This is a genomic window from Halomonas sp. HP20-15, from assembly GCF_033446685.1.
Classification (GTDB): Bacteria; Pseudomonadota; Gammaproteobacteria; order Pseudomonadales; family Halomonadaceae; genus Modicisalibacter.
Window position 1 is genome coordinate 43,490 of the sequence record NZ_JAWQLY010000009.1, and the last position, 20,378, is coordinate 63,867.

Consider the following 20,378-nt stretch of genomic DNA (forward strand, 5'->3'; position numbering starts at 1 on the left):
ACAACAATGCTTCCCGACACGCCGCTTACCGACCTCAAGGTGCTCGAGCTTGGCCAGTTGATCGCCGGCCCCTACTGCGGCCAGGTGCTGGCCGACTTCGGCGCCGACGTGATCAAGATCGAGCCTCCCGGCAAGGGCGATGCCATGCGCCAGTGGGGCGAGGCCGACGCCAACGGCGAGCCGCTGTGGTGGAACGTCATCGGCCGCAACAAGAAGTCGCTGACCCTCGATCTTCGCCAGTCGCGCGGCCAGGCGGTCCTGCGCGACCTGGCCGGCGAGGCCGACATCCTCATCGAGAACTTTCGCCCCGGCACGATGGAAAAATGGGGGCTGGGCTACGACGACCTGGCCCGGCGCAATCCCGGCCTGATCATGGTCCGCGTGACCGGCTTCGGCCAGGACGGCCCCTACGCTACGCGGGCCGGGTTCGCTTCCGTGTGCGAGGCGATGGGCGGGTTGCGCTACATCAGCGGTTATCCCGATCGCGCCCCGGTGCGGGTCGGGATCTCGCTGGGCGATACCCTGGCCGGCGTGCACGGCGCGCTCGGCGCGCTGGTCGCCCTGCACCAGCGCGAGCGCACCGGGCGCGGCCAGGTGGTCGACAGCGCGATCTTCGAGTCGGTGCTGGGCATGATGGAAAGCCTGATCCCCGACTATGCCCGCGCCGGCAAGATCCGCGAGCGCAGCGGCAGCTTCCTGCCCAAGATCGCCCCGTCCAACGCCTATCCGGCCCGCGACGGGCGCGACGTGATCATCGGCGCCAACCAGGACACGGTGTTTCGTCGTCTCTGCGAGGTGATGGGCCAGCCCACCCTGGCCGACCATCCGGATTACGCCACCCACCGCGCACGCGGCGAGCACCAGCAGGCCATCGACGACGTGGTGGCCGGCTGGACCCGTCAGCACGACGCCGACGACATCGTCGCCTGGCTGGCCGAGGGCGGCGTGCCCGCCGGGCTGGTCTATCGCGCGCCGGAAATGCTCGACGATCCGCACTTCAAGGCCCGCGAGGCGATCGTCGAGGTCGCGGACCGCCACGGCCGACCCTTGCCGATGCAGAACGTCTTCCCGCGGTTGTCGGCCACGCCGGGCCGTGTGCGCCACGTCGGGCCGGCGCTGGGCGAGCACACCGGGGCGGTGCTCAAGGAGTGGCTGGCGCTCGACGATGCCGGCATCGCCGCCCTGCGCGACAGCGGCGTGATCTGAGCGGAGTGCGACCATGAACGACACCGTAATCGTCCTGCTGGCGTTGGTGGCACTGATCGGCCTAGGTATGCCCATCTTCCTGGCCCTGGGGTTCTCGGGGCTGGTCGGGCTGTACCTGGCCAAGGGCTCGCTGGCGTTCTTCTTCGCCCCTTCGTCGCTGTTCGGCCAGCTCAACAGCTTCGAGTTGATCGCCCTGCCGCTGTTCGTGCTGATGGGCAACTTCCTCGGCGCGACGCCGGTAGGGGCCAGCCTGTTCCAGGCCGCCGTGCGCTGGCTCAACTGGCTGCGCGGCAGCCTGGCGATCTCCTCGGTGGGCGCCTCGGCGATGTTCGGGGCGGTGTCCGGGGTGAGCCTGGCCGGGGTCGCCGCCGTCGGCTCGATCGCCGTGCCGCAGATGCTCGAGCGGGGCTACAGCCGCTCGCTGGCGGCCGGATCGGTGGTCAGCGCCGGGGCGCTGGCGATGCTGATCCCGCCCAGCGTGCCGTTCATCATCTACGGCGCGGTGTCCAGCGTGTCGGTGGCCGATCTGTTCATCGGCGGTATCGTGCCGGGCATCGTGCTGGCCCTGGCGCTGTCGCTGTATATCTACCTGCGAGTAGGGCTACGCCCCGAAGAGGCGCCGCGGGCCACCGAGCGCTTCAGCTGGGGCGAGCGCTTTCGCAGCCTGGCCAATATCTGGCACGCCGCGCTATTGGTCGTGGCCGTGCTCGGCTCGATCTATTCCGGCCTCGCAACGCCGAGCGAGGCCGCCGGGATCGGCGCGCTGGGCGCCTTGCTGATCGCGACGGTGGTGTTCCGCTCGCTGTCGTGGCGCAGGCTGCTCGAGATCCTCGGGTCTACGGTGCGCATCAGTGGCGCCATCCTGCTGATCATCGGCTGCGCCAAGATCTTCGGCGATTACCTCAACCTGGTGCGAGTGCCGCAGATCCTCACCGAGATGCTGACCGCCAGCACGCTGCCGCCGTGGGCCATCCTGATGGCGGTGATGGTGCTGCTGGTGCTGCTCGGCATGATCGTCGACGCGGTATCGCTGATCGTGGTCACCACGCCGGTGCTGCTGCCGCTAATCCAGGCGCTGGGTTACGACCCGCTGTGGTTCGGCATCGTGCTGGTGCTCAACCTCGAGATCGCCGTGGTCACGCCGCCGGTAGGGCTCAACCTGTATGCCTTGCGCGGGGTGTGTCCCGAGCTGTCGATCGAGGAAATCATTCGCAGTGCATTGCCCTTCGTGGCGGTGCAGTTCCTGGTCCTGATGCTGTTCGTGCTGTTTCCCAGCATCAGCCTCTGGCTGCCGGGCCTGATGTGAGCCCGGCGATCCATCCACGCGTGATAACCCACAACAACAACCCAAGGAGCGTCACCATGCCAGTCACTCGTCGAGAACTCCTCAAGTACGGTACCTTCGCCACCGCCGGTGCGACGCTGTTCGGCGGCCACAGTCTGTTCGCGCGGCCGGCCATGGCCGCCACCACCCTGACCGGCGTGACCTACATCACGCCGTCGTACGAGGCGTTGAGCTACGGCTCCAACGGCTTCGTCGACTACCTCAAGCAGAACGGCGGCGAGGCGACCAGTGTCGACTTCTACCATTCCGGCCAGTTGCTCAAGGCCGACGAGCAACTCCCGGCGCTGCGTGCCGGCAGCATCGATTTCATGTTCCATACCACCTCGTACATCACCCGTTCGCTGCCGATCCTGGGCATCACCGGGCTACCCGGCGTGGTGGGCGAGCTCTACCGCAATCCCGATCGCCTGGCCCAGGACAGCCCGCTGTTCCAATTGATCAACGAGGAATTGGCCAAGGACAATCTCTACATGCTGTCCTCGGGCGGCGGCATTCTCGAGCCCGAGTATATCTGGAGCACCCAGGCCAGCCCGATCACCTCGCTGGAGGCGCTGCGCGGCAAGAAGGTCCGCATCGTCAGCTTCGAAGCCACCAAGGCCCTGGAGCCCTACAACATCGCCGCGGTACGCATCCCCTCGTCGGAGACCTATCTGGCGCTGCAGCGCGGCACGGTGGATGCGGCGGTGGCCAATATCTCCACCATCTATGGGCGTAGCCTCCACGAGCAGCTCGGCACCTGCTACGAGCTGCCGCTGACTGCCTTCACCGTGGCGCCGTTCATGCTGCGCTCGCGCTGGGACGCGCTGGACGACGGCACCAAGCAGGCCTTGCAGGGCGCCAGTCAGTGGTACACCGACAACTTCGCCAGCCATTGCAACGACGTGGTGTACCCCGAAAAGTACTGGCCCGCCGTCAAGGAAGCCGGGGTCAAGGTCGTCGAACCCAGCGAGGAGGACCTGGAGGCGTTCAACGAAGGCACCCACGCCGTCTGGGCCCACTGGAAGGAACAGGTGGGCCAGGAGGTCGGCGAGCGGGCGATTGCGCTGGCGCTCGGCCAGGCGTGAGGAGGGCGACGATGCTCAAGCCAGCCTTGCGCGGATGGGACGGCCTGCTGGCCGTCCTGCGCTGGACGTCGATGGCGGTGCTGGCGTTCATGATGCTGACCATCTGCTACGACGCCATCATGCGCTACTTCTTCGCCGCACCGACCAGCTGGAGCCTGGAGATCAATTCCTTTCTGCTGGTCTACCTCGCGGTGGTCGGCGCGGCCGAGGCGCAGCGCCAAGACGCGCATATCCGCATCACCTTCTTCATCGACAAGCTGCCCGGCCGGGCCAAGGCCCTGGTCGCGCTGCTGACCGGCCTGATCGGGGTATCGTTCTGCGCCATCCTGGTCTGGCGCGGCGGGCTGATGGCGATGCAGGCCTGGGAGTACGGCGAGCGAGTGTCGAGCGCCTTCGGCACGCCCATGGTCTACCCCTACGCGCTGCTGCCGATCGGCTTCGGCGCCCTGGCCCTGCAGTTTCTGATCGAGACCTGCCAGGCCGCCTACCGTCTCGTTCATCCTGCCACCGGCAAGGAGGCCTCGCATGCCTGAGACACTTAGCCACAAGTTGATCGGCGCCCACCTCGTCGAGGGTGAAATGGTGCCGGGCCGGGAAGTCGCCCTGCGCATGGACCAGGCGTTGCTGCAGGACATCCTGGGCACGCTGGTCATGCTCGAGCTCGACGCCATGGGCATCGAGCGGGTGACGACCTCGCCGAGCGTGCAGTACATCGATCACACCCTGATCCAGCAGGACCACATCAACGCCGACGCCCACCTGTTCCTGAAGAGCGCCTGCGAGCGGCTCGGGGTCTGGTACAGCGGCCCCGGCAACGGCATCAGCCACCCGGTGCACATGGAGCGCTTCGGCAAGCCCGGCGACAGCATGGTCGGCTGCGACAGCCATACCACGGCCGCCGGCGCGCTGGGCATGCTGGCCATCGGTGCCGGCGGCATCGAGGTGGCGATGGCCATGGCCGGCGAGCCGCTGTACCTGACCATGCCGCGGATCATCGGTGTGGAGCTGGTGGGCCAGTTACCCGATTGGGTCAGCGCCAAGGACATCGTCCTCGAACTGCTGCGCCGCCATGGCGTGGCCGGGGCGCGCAACTGCATTCTCGAATATTACGGCCCGGGCCTGGACGGGCTGGGTGCCATGGACCGCCACGTGCTGGCCAACATGGGTACCGAGATGGGCGCGACCACCAGCGTGTTTCCCAGCGACGACGTCACCCGCCGGTTCATGGCCTCACGGGGCCGCGAGGCCGAGTGGACGCCGCTGGCCGCCGATCCGGGCTGCGCCTACGACATCGACGAGCGCATCGACCTGTCGCAGCTCCAGCCGCTGATCGCGCTGCCGTCGAGTCCCGACAAGGTCGTGCCGGTCAGCGATGTCGCCGGCGAGCCGGTCTACCAGGCCTACGTCGGCTCCTCGGGCAATCCGGGCTACCGCGACTTCGCGGTGGCCGCCGAGATCGTCAAGGGCCGCAACGTCGCCAACGGCGTCTCGCTGGACATCAACCCATCGACGCGCCAGATTCTCGCGGCGCTCATCGACGAAGGGCACCTGTCCTCGCTCGTCGCGGCCGGCGCACGCCTGCACCAGCCGGGCTGCAACGGCTGCATCGGCATGGGCCAGGCGCCGGCGGCTGGGCGCAACAGCCTGCGCACCGTACCGCGCAACTTTCCCGGTCGCTCGGGGACCCGCGAGGACAGCGTATTCCTGTGCAGCCCGGAAACCGCCGCCGCCTCGGCGCTACACGGCGTGATCACCGACCCGCGCACGCTGGACATGGCCTATCCCCGGATTCGCGAGCCCGAGGACATGACCGCCGACGAGCGGATGTTCATGCCGCCGCTGCCGCTGGAGAAGGCGCGTGGCGTATCGCTGCTCGCCACCGACAACACGCCGCCGCTGCCCGCGCTCGAGGCGCTGCCCGAGGCGATCGACGCGCCGGTGCTGCTCAAGGTCGGCGACAACATCTCCACCGACGACATCATCCCGGCCGGCGCTCGAGTGTTGCCGATCTGGAGCAACATCCATGCCTCGGCCGAGTTCACCTTCGAGACGGTGGATCCCGGTTACGTAGGGCGGGCGAAAGAACGTGGCGACGCGGGACACATCATCGTCGCCGGCGACAACTACGGGCAGGGCTCGAGCCGCGAGAACGCCGCGCTAGTGCCGCGCTTTCTGGGCCTGCAGGTGGTCATCGCCAGAAGCATCGCGCGTATCCACTGGCAGAACCTGCCGTGCTTCGGCGTGCTGCCGCTGACCTTCGAGGAGCCGGCGGATATCGACCGGCTGCAGCAGGGCGACCGTCTGCAGATTGTCGGGCTGCGCCAGCAACTCGCCGCGGGCCAGCGGGTCGTCGCCACGCTCAACGATACCGATACACTCTATCTGCACCACGAGCTCAGCCCCCGGCAGCAGGCGATCCTGTCCCGGGGCGGCGTCATCAACTGGCTGAACATGGAGGGCCGCTCATGAATGCCCTGACACCGCCGTCCCGCGTCGACATCGTCGAAGTCGCCCCGCGCGACGGCTTCCAGTCGATTCGCGAGCCGCTGCCCACCGCCGACAAGATCCGTTGCATCGAGGCGCTGATCGAGGCGGGCATCACGCGCCTGGAAATCGGCTCTTTCGTCAGTCCCAAGGCGATCCCGCAGATGGCCGACATCGGCGAGATCGTGGCGGCCTTCAACCGCCGTCCGGCCATGCGCTTCTCGGCGCTGGTACCCAACCTCAAGGGCGCGGAGCGGGCCCTGGACAGCGGCCTGCGCGAGCTGGTCTACGTGGTGTCGGTGTCCGAATCCCATAACCGGGGCAACGTGCGCCAGAGCGTCGACGAGTCGCTGGTGGGCCTGGCCGCCATCGTCGAGCGGCTGCATGAGCGCGATCTGCAGGATGCCGTCTGCCTGCGCCTGGACCTGGGCACGAGCTTCGACTGCCCTTATGAAGGCACCATCGGCTGGCCGCAGGTCGATGCGGTGCTCGACAAGGCACGCCATGCGGTGAGGGACGTCTCGCTGGAAGTCGCGTTGTGCGACACCACCGGACGGGCCTCGCCCTATCAGGTGGCGGATCACTTCACCCGACTGCGCGAGCGGCACGCCGACGAGCGGCTCAAGTGGGCGTTTCATGGTCATGACACCTACGGCATGGGCGTGGCCAATGCGCTGTTCGCCATCCACCACGGGGCGACGGCGCTCGATGCCGCCACGGCGGGACTGGGCGGCTGCCCGTTCGCGCCCGGCGCGACGGGCAACACCGCCACCGAGGATCTGCTCTATGCGCTGCATGGCGGACAGGTGCATACCGGCGTGTCGCTGCCGCGCCTGCTCGAGGCGGCCGACCTGATCGCCGCGCTGCCGGGAGGGCAGACGGCGAGCCATCTCGGCAACGTGCCCCGCGAGCGGGTGGGCTGAGCGTAATCTGCAATCCGCAATCCGCAAAAGAAAAAGGATGGCCGCGAGGGCCATCCTTTTCTTGGGCACTGCCTTGGCGTGACTGACGGGGTCAAGCCGCCAAGCGCAAGGCCGCTGCGGTCATTAGCCCTTCAAGGGCAAGACCACGATGAGACTTACTGCTTCTTGTTGCCGAAATACTTTTCGAAGATCTCGTCGTAGGTGCCGTTTTCCTTGAGCGTGGCGAGGGCGTCGTTGAACTTCTGGGCCAGATCCTCGTCGCGCTGACGGAAGGCGATACCGAAGCCGTCGCCGAAATATTTCTTGGGCTCGGTGATCATGCCGCCGACCACCTTGTAGTTACCCTCTTCGCTGTCGAGCAGCGTGGACTTGCCGACCGGGAAGTCGAGGAACACGATGTCCAGGCGATTCGATTCCATGTCCAGCACCATGTCGCCGGCAGTGGAATAGCGCTTGATATTGGCGACATCGCCGTACATGTCGGTGGCGTAGTTATCCTGCAGGGTACCGCGCTGAACGCCGATGCTCTTGCCTTCGAGGGTCTCCTTGGCGGGGGTGCGGATGTCGCTCTTGGCCGGTACGAACCAGGCCGAGGGCGGCGTGAAGTACGGGTCGGAGAACAGCACCTGCTGGCGACGCTGGTCGTTGATGGTCATCGACGACATGATGGCGTCGTACTTACGCGACAGCAGTCCGGGAATGATACCGTCCCAGCCTTGCACGACCCATTCGCAATCGATGCCGATCTCTTTGCACAGGGCGTTGCCCAGCTCGATATCGAAGCCGGTCAGTTCGCCACTCGGCAGGCGGTATTCCATCGGTTCGTAGGGCACGTCGACAGCGAAGCGTACGGTGTCTTCCTGGGCCTGCGCAGTGCCGCCCATGAGGGCGGCGCCCAGCAGGGTGACGGAAAGCAATTTCTTCATCATGAGTAGTGATTCCCCGTTCTTGTATTGATCGACCTTGGCCGATGACCCGCTAACGTTATCTCACCGCGCGCCGGGTCGGAAGAGGGAAAAGCGCTTGTTATCAGCACTTTTCCAACGCTCGTTTCAGCCCGCTCTCAGCTCTGCGGCTTGAGATGGGCCAGCAGCCGCTTCTCGAGATAGCGGAACAGATAGAGAATGCTGAAGGTCAGGCACAGGTAGATCGCCGCGACGAACAGGAATGCGTCGAACGGCGCGTAGAAGCGCGCATAGACGAAGCGCGCCGCGCCGGTCAGGTCCATGATCGTCACCACGCTGGCGATGGCGCTGGCGTGCAGCATGAAGATCACTTCATTGCCGTAGGCCGGCAGGGCGCGGCGAAAGGCGCTGGGCAGGATGATTCGTCGCATCATCTTGGCCCGCGACATGCCGTAGGCGCGCGCCGCCTCGATTTCGCCCTTGCCCGTGGCCTTGATCGCACCGCGGAATATCTCGGTAGTGTACGCCGCGGTATTCAGCGTGAAGGCGATCAGCGCCGGGTAGAAGGGTTCCTCGAGAATCAGCCACAGCCAGGTGTCCTGGATCCCCTCCACGAAGACCACGCCGTAATAGATGATATACAGCTGGATCAGCAGCGGTGTGCCGCGAAACACATAGGTATAAAAGAAGATCGGCCACTTGATCCAGGGACGCTTGGAGCCCCGGCCGATGGCCAGTGGCACCGCCATTACCAGACCGATGATCAGCGACAGGAAGACCAGTTGCACGGTGGTCGCCAGGCCTTCGGCGTAATAACCGAGGGTATTGGCGGTAAAGATCTCGTTACCGGCCAGCAGGTCGGTAAACCAGGCGTTCAGTTGTTGCATTCTTCACCTCCGAAGCCGACGTCGTAGCGTTTCTGCAGGTGCGCGAAGAACCATTCCGAGAGACTGGCAATCAGCAGGTAGATCACCGCCACCGGAATCAGGAAGGTGAACGGCTCGTGGGTGGCCTTGGCGGCTTCCTCGGCGACCCGCACCATATCGGTGAGACCGATCACCGACACCAGCGCCGTGGTCTTTAGCAGCACCATCCAGTTGTTGGACAGTCCCGGCAGCGCATGGCGCATCATCTGCGGAAAGCGCACGCGGCGGAACATCAGCGACTCGGACATGCCGTAGGCGCGGGCCGCCTCGATCTGGCCACCTTCCACCGCCATGAAGGCGCCGCGGAAGGTCTCGCCCATGTAGGCGCCGAAGATCAAGCCGATGGTCACCACGCCGGCGATGAACTCATCGATATTGATGAAGATGTCCATGTCGAACTGATAGTAGAGCCAGTCGGTGACCATGTTGATGCCGATCTGGCCGCCGAAGAACAGCAGCATCATCAGTACCAGGTCGGGTACCCCGCGGATCAGCGTGGTATAGAGCGTAGCGATGCGATGGGCCAGCCAGTTGCGCGACATCTTGGCGGTGGCGGTGAGCAGGCCGAGAACCACCGACAGCAGCAGCGACAGCACGGCCAGCTCGATGGTGATCAGGGCGCCCTCGAGCAGGCGTGGCCCGTAACCTTGCAGGTCGATCATGGGGAGTCTCTCCAGCCAGCTCTCAGAACTTGGGCGCCAGGAACTGCTTGAGGCGTTCCGACTGCGGGTTTTCCAGCACCTCGGCGGGCGCGCCGGCCTCCTCGATCAGCCCCTGATGCAGGTAGATCACCTGGTTGGAGACATCGCGGGCGAAGCTCATCTCGTGGGTGACGACGATCATGGTGCGGCCCTCCTCGGCGAGGTCGCGCATGACCTTGAGCACGTCCCCGACCAGTTCCGGATCGAGCGCCGAGGTCGGCTCGTCGAACAACATCACTTCGGGCTCCATGGCCAGGGCGCGGGCGATCGCCCCGCGCTGCTGCTGACCGCCGGACATCTGGGTCGGATAATAGTCGGCGCGATCCAGCAGGCCGACCCGGTCGAGCAGGGCGCGGCCATGCTCGAGGGCTTCCTTCTTGGGCTTGCCGAGTACGTGGATGGGCGCCTCGACGACGTTCTCGAGCAGGGTCATGTGGGCCCAGAGATTGAAGCCCTGAAAGACCATCGACAGCTTGGCGCGGATGCGCTCGACCTGGCGCCAGTCGGCGGGTTCGCGACCGCGGCGGGTCTGCTTGAAGTTGATCGACTCGCCGTGAACGATCAGGTCGCCTTCGTTGGGCTGTTCGAGCAGGTTCATGCAGCGCAGGAAGGTGCTCTTTCCCGAGCCGGACGCGCCAATCATGCTGATGACGTCGCCCTTGTGGGCCTTGAGTGACAAACCCTTGAGCACTTCGTTGTCGCCGAAGCGCTTCTTGAGATTGATCACTTCCAGCGGAAGGGGTGTTGCGGCCATGAGTCGGGCTCCAGTGACGGATCTTGCCGGTGCGGTCGGCGTTGAAGAGAGATTGCTAACGAGGCCGGCGCGAAAAAGCAGCGATTCTAACAGGCACTCGGCCAAGGATCAGAACCGGCGTGGCGTCTGGTCATTCGACTTTGGTCGAAATAAGGTCGTCGGGTCGAAATATCGTGTCGGGGGCATGACGTGCCTCTGTCTTGTTGTTGTCCGCTATCCATCGCCTGCGTCGGCGCGGGGCCGTACCGAGCGCCGGGCGCTCGCTAATCGGTTATCGACCCGCCAGACGCCGGCTTCGGTGCTGTCGTCGGACGCACCAGCAGCGCGGCGCGGGCGCCGATCTCGACGGCCGCGTTGGGAAACACCACCGCCAGCGGCGATGGCCTGACGACGAAGTCACCGGCTACGGCGTCCACGGCCAGCCGGATGCCGGCGGCGAACTGGGTGAAGTTCGGCGTATCGTCGGCGAAGCAGAGCTTGAAATCCTCGGCCTGACGCATCAGCTCGTGCTCGACCTGGAAGAAGGCCATGGCCTGCGGATCGGCGCCGGCGGGTTCGCGACCTTCGATCAACGCCTCGAGCAGATGACGCATCGGGCGCAGCGCGGCGAGGTCATTGTCGCCGAAAGCGCGCACCTTGCCGAGTTCCAGCGTAAACGCTTGGGCCGCGTGATAGTGCCGCGAGTAGTGCGAGAAGGTCCAGCTGTGGCGATGCTGATGCAGTACCGCCTGGATGCCGGCGGCTGCCAGCCAGCGCCACTGCTCGGTGCCGGTTGCGGCGTCTTGCGTATAGGGCTCGACGGCAAACAGCGGGTAGCGACTGTCGCGGATCGCCGTGTGCAGGTCATAGTGCAGCCTGGGCTGCGAATGGCGCGCGTAGAAGTCATCCACCGCGGCCATCAACTGGCGTGCGCGCTGCGCCTCGTCGCCTTCGGCATGCTGCTCGCGGTCGAACAGCCGGTTGAGATTGGTCGCGATGAAGCGCTCACCGGCGCGTAGCGCCGGAATGTTGCCGAGAATGATCAGCGTTGGCGCACCGACGCGCAGCAGGCCGGCTTCGAGCCGTGCGAGCAGCTCGCCGAGCAGTTCGATGGGCGCCGTTTCGTTGCCGTGGATGCCCGCCGACAGCACACAGGCCCGCGCCTGATGACGCGCGGCACTGGGCACCAGTTCGAGGATGCCGGGAGCGTGGACCACGTAGCGGGCAAAGGGCAGGCGGCCCTGACGCGCTTCAGGCGCCTCGCCATCCAGCGTCAACGCCAGCCACTCAGCCAGCATGTCGGTCGCCGCGGATGTCGGTGGATTCGAAGATCTTGTCGGCACTGGCGGCGACGAACCCTTGATAAAGCTTGCCGTCGGCGTCGTGATAGCGCTTGGCGAACTCGTAGTAGCAACTGGGGATCTTCTCGACCTGGCCGCCGGCGAAGGTGAACTCGACCCGGTCGGCCAGCGTCGAGCCCTGTTCGAGCAACACCTCGGGGGAACCCTTGATGCGACCGCCCGACTCGTTGATGCCCAGCCCCAGCGACTCGACCTTGGCCAGGACCTTCTCGACGCTGTCGTAGGCCCGGAACTGATTGACGCTGATGGTGAAGTGATTCGCGCGCAGGCCGATGATGGCCAGCCAGGCGGCGTACTCGCTCTCTGCCATCAGTGCCTGGTAGTCCTCGAAACTTGGCGCGTCCCACAGTCGGCCGGCCCACAGCACGTCGGGCGTGGCGACCCGCGCGGGATCGATCTGGGCGACGAGCGCGTCGATGATGCGCTGGGCGGAGGACGATAGCTCGTCGCACTTGAGTTCGGAAAGAAACACTCGCGGCTGGTCGTCGGCCGGCGGCAGGTAGCCATAGGCGCGCAGCTTCTTGGCCGCGAAATCGTAGGGCTCGTAGCGCGTGTAGCCCAGCCCCAGTAGATGCGGCTCCAGATCGGCGAGGGTGATCGGCCCGCGATCGAAGGTCCGAAAGGCCACATGATCGTTGATGATGCTCTCGCCGTCGGCGATGAACGCATCGTGGATGCGCTGCGCCTGAGGCGTCATGGCGATGTAGTCGTCCCACAGCTGGGCGAAGAACGTCTCGAGTGTCATGGCATGCCTTGCTGTTGTTGTGCTCGGATTAGTCGGATGCGCGTCGCAGTCGCGGGCTACTAACTAGTAGCCTCAAGTAGCCGGGCGAATGCCCGATTAGCCAAAGCGATCATCATCGCTTAACCATCCGGCGCGAGCCGCGCGCCCGGCAAGGGGCCACGTCGAGCTGATGAAAAACGCGGGTGAGATAATGAAAACCGCCCGGGAATCAGCCTGACCGGGCGGTGTCTGCTTGGGTGGGCCCGGATCAGGCGCCCTTGGCGCCGGTATAAAGGGTGTAGATGGACTGACTCGCGGTCATCAGCAATCGGTTGCGGTCGTCACCGACGAAGCACACGTTGGCGCAGACCTCGGGCAGCAGGATGCGCCCGAGCAGCGCGCCTTCGCGGTCGAACACCGACACGCCGTCGATCCCCTCGCCGCCCGAGGTGGCGGCCCAGACGTTACCCTGCGCATCGCAGGTCATGCCGTCGTAGGTTTCCTTGGGGCTGGCGACGATCTGCTTTTCATCCTGCAGTTTCCGGTAGTCCGGCGAGAGCTTGTAGCGGGTGATGGTGGCCGGCTTCTGGGGATAGTGCGAGGGCGCGGTGTCGCTGACGAACAGCGTCTGCTTGTCCGGCCCCAGAGCGATCCCGTTGGGCTTGAACAGCGCGGTGGTCAGGACGACCGGCTCATCGAGGCTGTCGTCGATGTAGTACACCGCGGTCTCGAGTTCCAGTTCGCGCTTGTGGCCCTCGTAGTCGACGTGGGCGCCGTAGCCCGGGTCGGTGAAGATGATGCCGCCCGAGCCGACCGCGACCAGGTCGTTGGGCGCATTGAGCGGCTTGCCCTGATAGGTCTCGGCCAGCACGGTGGTCGAGCCGTCCCATTCGTAGCGCACGACCTTCGGCGGATAGTGCTCGCAGGCGACCAGCCGGCCTCGGGCGTCGAAGGTGTTGCCGTTGGAGTGCCCGACCTCGTGGCGCAGGACGCTGACCTCGCCGGTGACTTCGTCCCAACGCATCTGCAGGGCGCGGGGAATGTCGCTGAATACCGCGTAGCGGCCCACGGCGTTCCAGGCCGGACCCTCCAGCCACAGCCCGCCGGACCAGTGACGCTCGAGCGGGGTGTTGAACAGGACGAACTGCTTGAAGCGATCGTCGATGGTTTGCCAGACATCGGCCGGGTAGCGGCTGGGCTGGGGCGTCCTGGCCTGGGCGAACAGCGCCGGGGCGGTAGAGGCGGCGGCCAATGCGGCCGAGGCGGACAGAAACTGACGGCGTCCGAGTTTCATAGTGCGCATTCCTTTTGTTTGTCGATTTGTGCGGGCCGCGACCTTTCGAGGTCCGGGCAGCGTGCCCCTATCAACTGTAGAAGTTCCACGGCGCCATGGTGAGGAGATGGGGTCGGTAAATGGCTCGTGTCGCTACAGTACCGCGCCGAGATGCCGATAAGACGGTAGTCCAAAACGGGGCGAGAGCAGATGCGAGGATAGACGATGGCAGCGAGTAGCGCGGTGATGGTGCATGACGGGAGTCATTCCCGGACGGATGCTTCTCCGGGAGCGTCGAGCCGGTCGCTCCCGCGGCTGGCGGGCTGGACGCTCAAGAAGAAGATGTGGCTGACCCTGGCCCTGATGTGGATGGTGATGATCGGCATCGTCGTCGGCATGGCCTGGCAGAGCCGCAACACCATGTACGAAGACCGCCAGCGGTCGCTGTACAACATCGTCGGCATGGTGCATACGCTACTCGACGGCTATGCGAAACAAGTGTCAGCGGGCGAGATGGATCAGGCAGAGGCCCAGCAGCGGGCTATCACGGCGCTTGATACCATGCGCTTCGGTGAGGAACGCAACAACTATGTGTTCGTGTTTGATGCGGACGTGGATATCGTTTACCACCCACGTCGCGAGCCGGGCACCAGCATGCGCGACTACCAGGATCCCAATGGCGTGGCGGTCTATCGCGACCTGGCCGGCCTGGCCGCGGAGGGCGGTTTCTTGCCCTACCACTCGCAGCGCAGCGCCGAGGACAAGACGCTGCTCCCCAAGCTTAGCTATGTCGAGCGCTTTAAACCCTGGGGATGGAACATGGCGGCGGGTGTCTACACGGATGATATCGAGTCGGCCTTTATCGGCAAGCTCTGGCAGTATGCAATGATCCTGCTGGTCGCCGGCGGTGCCTTGACGGCGGTGTTTCTGGTGTTGATCCGCAATGTCTACAGCAGCCTCGGCGGCGAGCCGCGCACGGCGGTCGACGTGGTCGGGCGCATCGCCGACGGCGACCTGACCCGGCCGACGCCGCTGCGCAGTGGCGACACCAGCAGCCTGATGTACGCCATCGAGCGCATGCGCGGCGAGCTGGCAGCGACCATCGCGAGGATCCGCCGCGCCAGCGAGTCGATCGACACCGGTACCCGCGAGATCGCCACCGGCAACAACGATCTCTCGGCGCGCACCGAAGAGCAGGCGGCATCGCTGGCCGAAACCGCCGCGAGCATGGAGCAGCTGACCTCGACCGTCAGCCAGAACGCCGACAACGCCGGCCAGGCCAACCGTCTCGCCGCGCAGACCACGGAGTCCGTGGCCAGCGGCCAGGAGGTGATTTCCCGGGTCGTCACCACGATGGGCGATATCCGCGAAAGCTCCGGCAAGATCGCCGACATCATCACGCTGATCGATGGCATCGCCTTCCAGACCAACCTGCTGGCGCTCAACGCCTCGGTGGAAGCGGCGCGCGCCGGCGAGCAGGGGCGCGGCTTCGCGGTGGTCGCCAGCGAGGTGCGCAACCTGGCCGGTCGTTCGGCCAAGGCCGCCAGCGACATCAAGGCATTGATCGAAAGCTCGGTGGGGCAGGTCAACACCGGGGCGAAACTGGTCGACCAGGCCGACAGCGCGATGAGCGAGATCCGCGACAGCGCCCAGCGGGTCAGCGACCTGATGGGTGAAATCTCCGCGGCTTCCAACGAGCAATCTTCGGGGATCGAACAGGTCAGCCAGGCCGTGACGCAGATGGATCAGGTGACCCAGCAGAACGCCGCGCTGGTCCAGCAGGCCGCTGCCGCAGCGGGTTCGCTTGAAGATCAGTCGGGCCAGCTCTATGAAGCGGTGGCGCGCTTTCGGGTCGTCGACAACGCCTGAGTGGTGGTCGGGGCGAGCGGCTTGGGTCGCTCGCCATGCAAGATAAAAAGCCCCGGCAGGGTCCTGCCGGGGCTTTTGCGTGGATCGGCTGCGCGCCGATCAGCGATCCGGGCAGACGCTGGGATCCTGCTCGACCCTGATCAGCTCGTCGACCGGAAAATCGAGCTCCCGGGCGCGTTCGACCAGGCTCCGGTAGGTGGCCTCCTCGAGCTGCGGCTGGCGCGCGAGGATCCACAGGTAGTCGCGGTCGGGGCCGGCGACCAGGGCATGGCTGTAGTCGTCGTCGAGTTCGAGGATGTTGTAGCCGCCATAGAAGGGGCCGAAGAAGCTGACCTTGAGGCGGCCAACCGTCGGCTCGTCGATGAACTGCGCCTGACCCTCGGCGACGTCCCAGCTGGCTTCCTGGAAATCGTAGCCGCGGTTGATGACCTTGACGCCGCCCTCCGGGTGGCGCTCGTAGGTGGCGGTGACGCAGGCCAGCCCCTCCTCGAAGCGATGCGGCAGACGGGCGATTTCATACCATTGCCCGAGGTAGGGTTCGAGTTCGAAGTCGGTGACCGGTTCGGTGCCGTCGGGAATGCCGGTACAGCCCGCGAGCAGCGAGAAGGGGGCGAGCCAGGTGAGACGCGGAAAATGCGGCAGTCGGGTTGCCATGAACGTCCTTATCGGTGTTGTTCGCGGTGACCCCTACTGTGATGGCCGTGCGTGCAAAAAGTTGCATACACCGCCAGGCGAGATCGCCATGCCCCCGGGAGGGCCCGGAGGCGCCCGGCCCTGGAACGGCGGCGTTACTGGCGCTGCTCGGCCATGGCGTTGCGGTAGGTGGCGGTCAGCTGGTTCTTCTGGGCGTCGCTGAGCGCGCGACCGGCAAGCTGGAAGACCTCCTGCTCCTCCTCGTCCAGATGATGATTGACCAGTTCCTGGAGCTTCTTCGCCGAGGCGATCCAGCTCGACGAGCTGTAGTCGGTAGCCTCGAGCGTCTCGATCATTTCGTCGATCTCGTGATGCTCGGCCACGCTGTGACGCGCCTTCTCCTGGGTCATGTCGTGCTCCATCATCGGCACGTAGAGCGCGCGTTCCTCGGCGTTGGCGTGGTACTGCAGCTCGGCCTTGACCTTCTGGAACAGCTCGTCGCGACCGTCGCTGTCCCCATGGGTCCTGGTCAGCAGGTCGAGAAGGGTGCGCTGGGTCTGGTGATCTTCGCGCAAGGCTTCGAATAGGGTCACGGTTATCTCCTTGTGATGAACTGGCATCCTGATGGCGGCGCCTGCCAGGGACGCCGCTCGTTACCTTAGCCGATCACGGACCCGGATGACGACCGCAGGCCCGCCCGCTGCACGAGATTTTACCCGCGCAGCCTGTCGGCGATCGCCTTGCCGAGCTCTTCGGTGCTGCCTTTGCCCTTGAGGTCGGGAGTCAGTGGCGCCTGCTGCGGTCCCTCGGCGAGCACCGCCTCGATGGCATCGACGATCGCGCGGCCGGCGTCCTCGTGCCCGAGGTGCTCGAGCATCATCGCACCCGACCAGATCTGGCCGATGGGGTTGGCGATGCCGCGTCCGGCGATGTCCGGGGCGCTGCCGTGGACCGGCTCGAACAGGCTCGGGAAATCGCCCTCGGGATTAATGTTGGCCGAGGGCGCGACGCCGATGGTGCCGGTGCAGGCCGGGCCCAGGTCGGAGAGGATGTCGCCGAACAGGTTGCTGCCGACCACCACGTCAAACCAGTCGGGATGCAGGACGAAATTGGCGGCGAGGATGTCGATATGGAACTTGTCGACGGTGACGTCGGGGTAGGTCTTGGCCATCGCCTCCACTCGCTCGTCCCAGTAGGGCATGGTGATCGAGATGCCATTGGACTTGGTCGCCGAGGTCAGCTTGTGGCGCGGGCGCCGGGCGGCCAGCTCGAAGGCGTACTTGAGCACCCGATCGATGCCGATGCGGCTCATCACGGTCTCTTGGATCACCACTTCGCGCTCGGTACCCTCGAACATCCTGCCGCCGATGCTCGAGTACTCGCCCTCGGTGTTCTCGCGGACCACGTAGAAATCGATGTCGCCGGGCTGGCGATCGGCGAGCGGGCTCTTGATGCCGGGCATCGAGCGGCACGGGCGCAGGTTGATGTACTGATCGAAGCCACGCCGGAACTGCAGCAACGAGCCCCACAGCGAGATATGGTCGGGGACTTTCTCGGGCCAGCCGACCGCGCCGTAGAACAGGGAATCGAAGCGGCCGAGCGTCTCGCGCCAGTCGTCGGGCAGCATCTGGCCATGTTCGAGGTAGTAATCGCAGCTGGCGAAATCGAAGTGCTCGAATTCCAGGGCGATGCCAAAACGCTCGGCAGCGACCTCGAGTACGCGAAGCCCTTCGGGCACGACTTCGCGACCGATGCCGTCGCCGGCCATCACGGCAATCTTGTGACTCATGGGGCGTCTCCTGGTGCATTGATTGTTCGGTGGGCGTCTGTCCACCCAGTCTAGACGCTGGGCGCGCCGAGATAATCAGGCTAGAGTGCAAGCCATTGTTGCGAAAAAGTGGAGAATCGGTCGACTCATGGCTCCGCTCGACGATCTGGCATTCTTTCAACACCTGGCCCGCTGCGGCAGCCTGACCGCCACCGCGCAGGAGCTGGGCATGTCGCTGTCGGCGGTGAGCAAGCGTCTCAAGCAGCTCGAGGCGCGGCTCGGCGTCGAACTCGCCAGCCGCACCACACGCCGGTTGACGTTGACCGCGGAGGGTGAGCTCTACCGGCGGCGCGGCGCGGCGATCCTCGACGAACTCGGTGAGCTCGAAGGCGCACTGAACACGCGTCAGGCGGCACTGAGCGGCCAACTGCGGATCAACGCGACATTCGGTTTCGGCCGGCGCCACGTGGCGCCGCTGATCTCGCGCTTCACCGCCGAGCATCCGCGTCTCGAGGTGCTGCTCGAACTGACCAACTTCCCGCTCAACCTGGCCGACCACGGTTTCGACGTGGGCATTCGCGTCGGCCCGCCACCCGATGCCCGCGTGGTCGCGCGGCGCGTCCTGGCCAACCGGCGGGTGCTGTGTGCCGCTCCGGCCTACCTGGCCCACCGCGCCATGCCGGCGCATCCGCGCGAGCTGGCCGGCCACGACTGCCTGGTCGTGCGCGAGAACGATAGCGGCTATGCACTGTGGCGCTTCGATCGTGACGGCGAGACGACGGCGATCAAGGTCGGTGGGCGGCTGGCAAGCAACGATGCCGAGGTGGTCACGCGCCTGGCGCTGGACGGCCACGGCGTCATGCTGCGTTCATGGTGGGACGTTTACCCTTACCTGCAACGTGGCGAGCTGCAGGCCCTGCTGCCGGACTGGCAAGGCGTGGCTGCCGATTTCTACGCCGTCTACGAGCCGCGTCGACATTTACCGGCGCGGCTAGGGGCCTTTATCGCCTACCTTGAAGACAACCTGCCCGGACGCGTGCCACCCCAGGATGTGGGCACCTCGACAGCAGGCAAGCACGGCTCGGCCTGATATGATGTGCACCCCCAAGTGGGCGTCCTGAGTGCCAAGGGAGGCGATGGCTTGAATATCCTCATGTTTACCAATACTTACCGGCCAATCGTGGGCGGCGTCAGCGAGTCGGTCCAGCGACTCAAGGGGCGCCTGCAGGCCGAAGGGCATCGGGTATTGGTGGTGGCGCCCAAGCTGCAGGGACAGCCGCGGCATGAGCCGGACGTGATCCGCGTGGCGGCGGTGCAGCACTTCAACGGCAGCGACTTCTCGCTACCGGTACCGATTCCCGGCCAGCTCTACGAGGCCATCGAGGCCTTCGAACCCGACATCGTCCATTCGCACCATCCGTTCCTGCTCGGCGATACCGCCGCGCGCGCCGCCGAGACCTACGGCCTGCCGCTGGTGTTCACCCATCACACGCTCTACGAGCACTACACCCACTACGTGCCGGGCGATTCGCCGCGCATGCAACGTTTCGCCGTCGCGCTGTCCACCGAATACACCCATCTCTGCGATGCGGTGATCGCCCCCAGCGAAAGCATCCGCGGTCTATTGTTCCAGCGTGGCGCCAACAGCGCCGTGTACGTGGTCCCGAGTGGCGTCGACACGCGCCGCTTCGCCAACGGCGACGGCCTGGCGCTGCGCCGGCGGATGGGGATCCCCGAGTCGGCCTACCTGGTGGGGCACGTCGGCCGCCTGGCCCAGGAGAAGAATCTGCCGTTCCTCGCCCGTGCGGTGGCCCACTGGCTGGCCGACCACCCCGAGGCGCATTTCCTGATCGTCGGCGATGGCGATGCGCGTACCGCCATGCACGGCGCGGCGGCCCAGCAGGGCGTGGCCGATCGCTTCCATTTTTCGGGCAAGCTGCACGATCAGGCGCTGATCGACGCCTATCACGCCATGGACGTGTTCGCCTTCGCCTCGCACAGCGAAACCCAGGGCATGGTGCTGGTCGAGGCGATGGCGGCAGGGTTGCCGGTGGTGGCGATCGACGCCTCGGGGGTGCGCGAGGTGCTGCGCGACGGCAAGAATGGACTGTCATTGGCGCGTGACGATGTCGCCGCGTTCGGCGAGGCGCTCGACAAGCTGATCGACCCGGCGTTGCGCGATGCGCTGCGCGAAGGCGCGCTGGCGACCGCCGACGCGTGCGACGAGGGCTGCTGCGCCGATTCATGCCTGGCGGTCTATCGGCGGGTGATTGCCGCCGGCGGCCCGGTCAGCCATGCCGATGACGGTGCCTGGGAGCGTGTGCGCGGACGGCTCGAGGCGGAATGGCAGCTGCTGCGCCATCGCGGCCGGGTGCTGCGTTCGGTGCTGCAGGACGAGCCGATGTTCGGCCTGCCGCTGGTCAGGCCGGACGAGCCGGAAGCCTCGCAGAAATGACCGGCAAC

At 65.8% G+C, this 20,378-nt stretch carries 19 protein-coding genes; 9 read left to right on the forward strand and 10 right to left on the reverse strand.

All coding sequences use genetic code 11. The features are described 5' to 3' along the window. Nucleotides 1–6: 6 nt before the first annotated feature. Genes R6258_RS12795 through R6258_RS12820 form a run of 6 tightly spaced genes read left to right on the forward strand, consistent with a single transcriptional unit; the run spans nucleotide 7 to nucleotide 7,022 of the window. Nucleotides 7–1,206: a CaiB/BaiF CoA-transferase family protein gene (locus R6258_RS12795; protein ID WP_318450855.1), complete on the forward strand. Its 1,200-nt coding sequence runs from the start codon at nucleotides 7–9 to the stop codon at nucleotides 1,204–1,206. A gap of 13 nt (nucleotides 1,207–1,219) precedes the next feature. Beyond that, nucleotides 1,220–2,512, forward strand: coding sequence for a TRAP transporter large permease (locus R6258_RS12800; protein WP_318450857.1), 1,293 nt, complete (start codon nucleotides 1,220–1,222; stop codon nucleotides 2,510–2,512). A 56-nt stretch (nucleotides 2,513–2,568) separates the two neighbouring features. Next, nucleotides 2,569–3,615, forward strand: a complete 1,047-nt coding sequence (locus tag R6258_RS12805) for a TRAP transporter substrate-binding protein DctP (protein WP_318450858.1) — start codon at nucleotides 2,569–2,571, stop codon at nucleotides 3,613–3,615. A gap of 11 nt (nucleotides 3,616–3,626) precedes the next feature. Further along, the gene (locus tag R6258_RS12810) at nucleotides 3,627–4,148 is read left to right on the forward strand and encodes a TRAP transporter small permease (RefSeq protein WP_318450861.1); all 522 of its coding nucleotides are present in this window, start codon (nucleotides 3,627–3,629) and stop codon (nucleotides 4,146–4,148) included. After that, a complete protein-coding gene (locus R6258_RS12815) occupies nucleotides 4,141–6,084 on the forward strand; it encodes an aconitate hydratase (RefSeq protein WP_318450863.1) in 1,944 nt (647 codons plus the stop codon). Before R6258_RS12810 ends, R6258_RS12815 begins: the two co-directional genes overlap by 8 nt. Continuing rightward, entirely contained in the window at nucleotides 6,081–7,022 is a 942-nt protein-coding gene (locus R6258_RS12820; protein ID WP_318450865.1) for a hydroxymethylglutaryl-CoA lyase, read from the forward strand. The genes R6258_RS12815 and R6258_RS12820 overlap by 4 nt, the downstream gene beginning before the upstream one ends. 155 nt (nucleotides 7,023–7,177) lie before the next feature. Here R6258_RS12820 and R6258_RS12825 read toward each other — a convergent pair whose 3' ends face one another. From R6258_RS12825 to R6258_RS12855, 7 genes are all read right to left on the reverse strand, one after another. Beyond that, nucleotides 7,178–7,948, reverse strand: a complete 771-nt coding sequence (locus R6258_RS12825; RefSeq protein WP_318451146.1) for a transporter substrate-binding domain-containing protein — start codon at nucleotides 7,946–7,948, stop codon at nucleotides 7,178–7,180. A gap of 137 nt (nucleotides 7,949–8,085) precedes the next feature. After that, nucleotides 8,086–8,814 carry an ABC transporter permease gene (locus R6258_RS12830; protein WP_318450866.1) on the reverse strand — a complete coding sequence of 243 codons (729 nt, stop codon included), beginning with the start codon at nucleotides 8,812–8,814 and terminating at the stop codon, nucleotides 8,086–8,088. Then, complete coding sequence (locus tag R6258_RS12835) at nucleotides 8,802–9,515, reverse strand: ABC transporter permease (protein ID WP_318450868.1); 714 nt, start codon at nucleotides 9,513–9,515, stop codon at nucleotides 8,802–8,804. Before R6258_RS12835 ends, R6258_RS12830 begins: the two co-directional genes overlap by 13 nt. 22 nt (nucleotides 9,516–9,537) lie before the next feature. After that, on the reverse strand, nucleotides 9,538–10,308 hold the full coding sequence (locus tag R6258_RS12840; RefSeq protein WP_318450870.1) for an ABC transporter ATP-binding protein: 771 nt from the start codon (nucleotides 10,306–10,308) through the stop codon (nucleotides 9,538–9,540). Between the two features lie 263 nt (nucleotides 10,309–10,571). Further along, entirely contained in the window at nucleotides 10,572–11,585 is a 1,014-nt protein-coding gene (locus tag R6258_RS12845) for a succinylglutamate desuccinylase (protein WP_318450872.1), read from the reverse strand. Beyond that, nucleotides 11,575–12,393 (reverse strand): DUF1338 domain-containing protein, encoded by an 819-nt coding sequence (locus R6258_RS12850; protein ID WP_318450874.1) that lies wholly within the window; start codon nucleotides 12,391–12,393, stop codon nucleotides 11,575–11,577. Before R6258_RS12850 ends, R6258_RS12845 begins: the two co-directional genes overlap by 11 nt. 247 nt (nucleotides 12,394–12,640) lie before the next feature. Further along, nucleotides 12,641–13,666 (reverse strand): SMP-30/gluconolactonase/LRE family protein, encoded by a 1,026-nt coding sequence (locus R6258_RS12855; protein ID WP_318450876.1) that lies wholly within the window; start codon nucleotides 13,664–13,666, stop codon nucleotides 12,641–12,643. Between the two features lie 204 nt (nucleotides 13,667–13,870). Between R6258_RS12855 and R6258_RS12860 the strand changes: the two genes are divergently transcribed. After that, the gene (locus tag R6258_RS12860) at nucleotides 13,871–15,514 is read left to right on the forward strand and encodes a methyl-accepting chemotaxis protein (RefSeq protein ID WP_318450877.1); all 1,644 of its coding nucleotides are present in this window, start codon (nucleotides 13,871–13,873) and stop codon (nucleotides 15,512–15,514) included. 99 nt (nucleotides 15,515–15,613) lie between these two features. On the opposite strand, the gene R6258_RS12865 is transcribed toward R6258_RS12860, so the two are convergent. The 3 genes from R6258_RS12865 to R6258_RS12875 form a co-directional block, all read right to left on the reverse strand. Beyond that, nucleotides 15,614–16,168 carry a lipocalin family protein gene (locus R6258_RS12865; protein WP_318450879.1) on the reverse strand — a complete coding sequence of 185 codons (555 nt, stop codon included), beginning with the start codon at nucleotides 16,166–16,168 and terminating at the stop codon, nucleotides 15,614–15,616. Between the two features lie 134 nt (nucleotides 16,169–16,302). Beyond that, nucleotides 16,303–16,740, reverse strand: coding sequence for a hemerythrin domain-containing protein (locus R6258_RS12870; RefSeq protein ID WP_318450881.1), 438 nt, complete (start codon nucleotides 16,738–16,740; stop codon nucleotides 16,303–16,305). A 119-nt stretch (nucleotides 16,741–16,859) separates the two neighbouring features. Then, entirely contained in the window at nucleotides 16,860–17,936 is a 1,077-nt protein-coding gene (locus R6258_RS12875) for a tartrate dehydrogenase (protein ID WP_318450883.1), read from the reverse strand. A 127-nt stretch (nucleotides 17,937–18,063) separates the two neighbouring features. Here R6258_RS12875 and R6258_RS12880 point away from each other — a divergent pair, with 127 nt between their 5' ends. Next, a complete protein-coding gene (locus R6258_RS12880) occupies nucleotides 18,064–19,005 on the forward strand; it encodes a LysR family transcriptional regulator (RefSeq protein WP_318450885.1) in 942 nt (313 codons plus the stop codon). A gap of 63 nt (nucleotides 19,006–19,068) precedes the next feature. Beyond that, a complete protein-coding gene (locus R6258_RS12885) occupies nucleotides 19,069–20,370 on the forward strand; it encodes a glycosyltransferase (RefSeq protein WP_318450887.1) in 1,302 nt (433 codons plus the stop codon). Nucleotides 20,371–20,378 lie beyond the last annotated feature (8 nt).

Excerpts from the sequence above, each read along its gene's own strand:
- R6258_RS12860 (WP_318450877.1), top strand. The coding sequence starts at position 13,871 with ATGGCAGCGAGTAGCGCGGTGATGGTGCATGACGGGAGTCATTCCCGG.
- R6258_RS12835 (WP_318450868.1), bottom strand. The coding sequence starts at position 9,515 with ATGATCGACCTGCAAGGTTACGGGCCACGCCTGCTCGAGGGCGCCCTG.
- R6258_RS12830 (WP_318450866.1), bottom strand. The coding sequence starts at position 8,814 with ATGCAACAACTGAACGCCTGGTTTACCGACCTGCTGGCCGGTAACGAG.
- R6258_RS12855 (WP_318450876.1), bottom strand. The coding sequence starts at position 13,666 with ATGAAACTCGGACGCCGTCAGTTTCTGTCCGCCTCGGCCGCATTGGCC.
- R6258_RS12885 (WP_318450887.1), top strand. The coding sequence starts at position 19,069 with ATGTTTACCAATACTTACCGGCCAATCGTGGGCGGCGTCAGCGAGTCG.
- R6258_RS12825 (WP_318451146.1), bottom strand. The coding sequence starts at position 7,948 with ATGAAGAAATTGCTTTCCGTCACCCTGCTGGGCGCCGCCCTCATGGGC.
- R6258_RS12815 (WP_318450863.1), top strand. The coding sequence starts at position 4,141 with ATGCCTGAGACACTTAGCCACAAGTTGATCGGCGCCCACCTCGTCGAG.
- R6258_RS12820 (WP_318450865.1), top strand. The coding sequence starts at position 6,081 with ATGAATGCCCTGACACCGCCGTCCCGCGTCGACATCGTCGAAGTCGCC.
- R6258_RS12875 (WP_318450883.1), bottom strand. The coding sequence starts at position 17,936 with ATGAGTCACAAGATTGCCGTGATGGCCGGCGACGGCATCGGTCGCGAA.
- R6258_RS12880 (WP_318450885.1), top strand. The coding sequence starts at position 18,064 with ATGGCTCCGCTCGACGATCTGGCATTCTTTCAACACCTGGCCCGCTGC.
- R6258_RS12795 (WP_318450855.1), top strand. The coding sequence starts at position 7 with ATGCTTCCCGACACGCCGCTTACCGACCTCAAGGTGCTCGAGCTTGGC.
- R6258_RS12840 (WP_318450870.1), bottom strand. The coding sequence starts at position 10,308 with ATGGCCGCAACACCCCTTCCGCTGGAAGTGATCAATCTCAAGAAGCGC.
- R6258_RS12800 (WP_318450857.1), top strand. The coding sequence starts at position 1,220 with ATGAACGACACCGTAATCGTCCTGCTGGCGTTGGTGGCACTGATCGGC.
- R6258_RS12810 (WP_318450861.1), top strand. The coding sequence starts at position 3,627 with ATGCTCAAGCCAGCCTTGCGCGGATGGGACGGCCTGCTGGCCGTCCTG.
- R6258_RS12845 (WP_318450872.1), bottom strand. The coding sequence starts at position 11,585 with ATGCTGGCTGAGTGGCTGGCGTTGACGCTGGATGGCGAGGCGCCTGAA.
- R6258_RS12805 (WP_318450858.1), top strand. The coding sequence starts at position 2,569 with ATGCCAGTCACTCGTCGAGAACTCCTCAAGTACGGTACCTTCGCCACC.
- R6258_RS12850 (WP_318450874.1), bottom strand. The coding sequence starts at position 12,393 with ATGACACTCGAGACGTTCTTCGCCCAGCTGTGGGACGACTACATCGCC.
- R6258_RS12865 (WP_318450879.1), bottom strand. The coding sequence starts at position 16,168 with ATGGCAACCCGACTGCCGCATTTTCCGCGTCTCACCTGGCTCGCCCCC.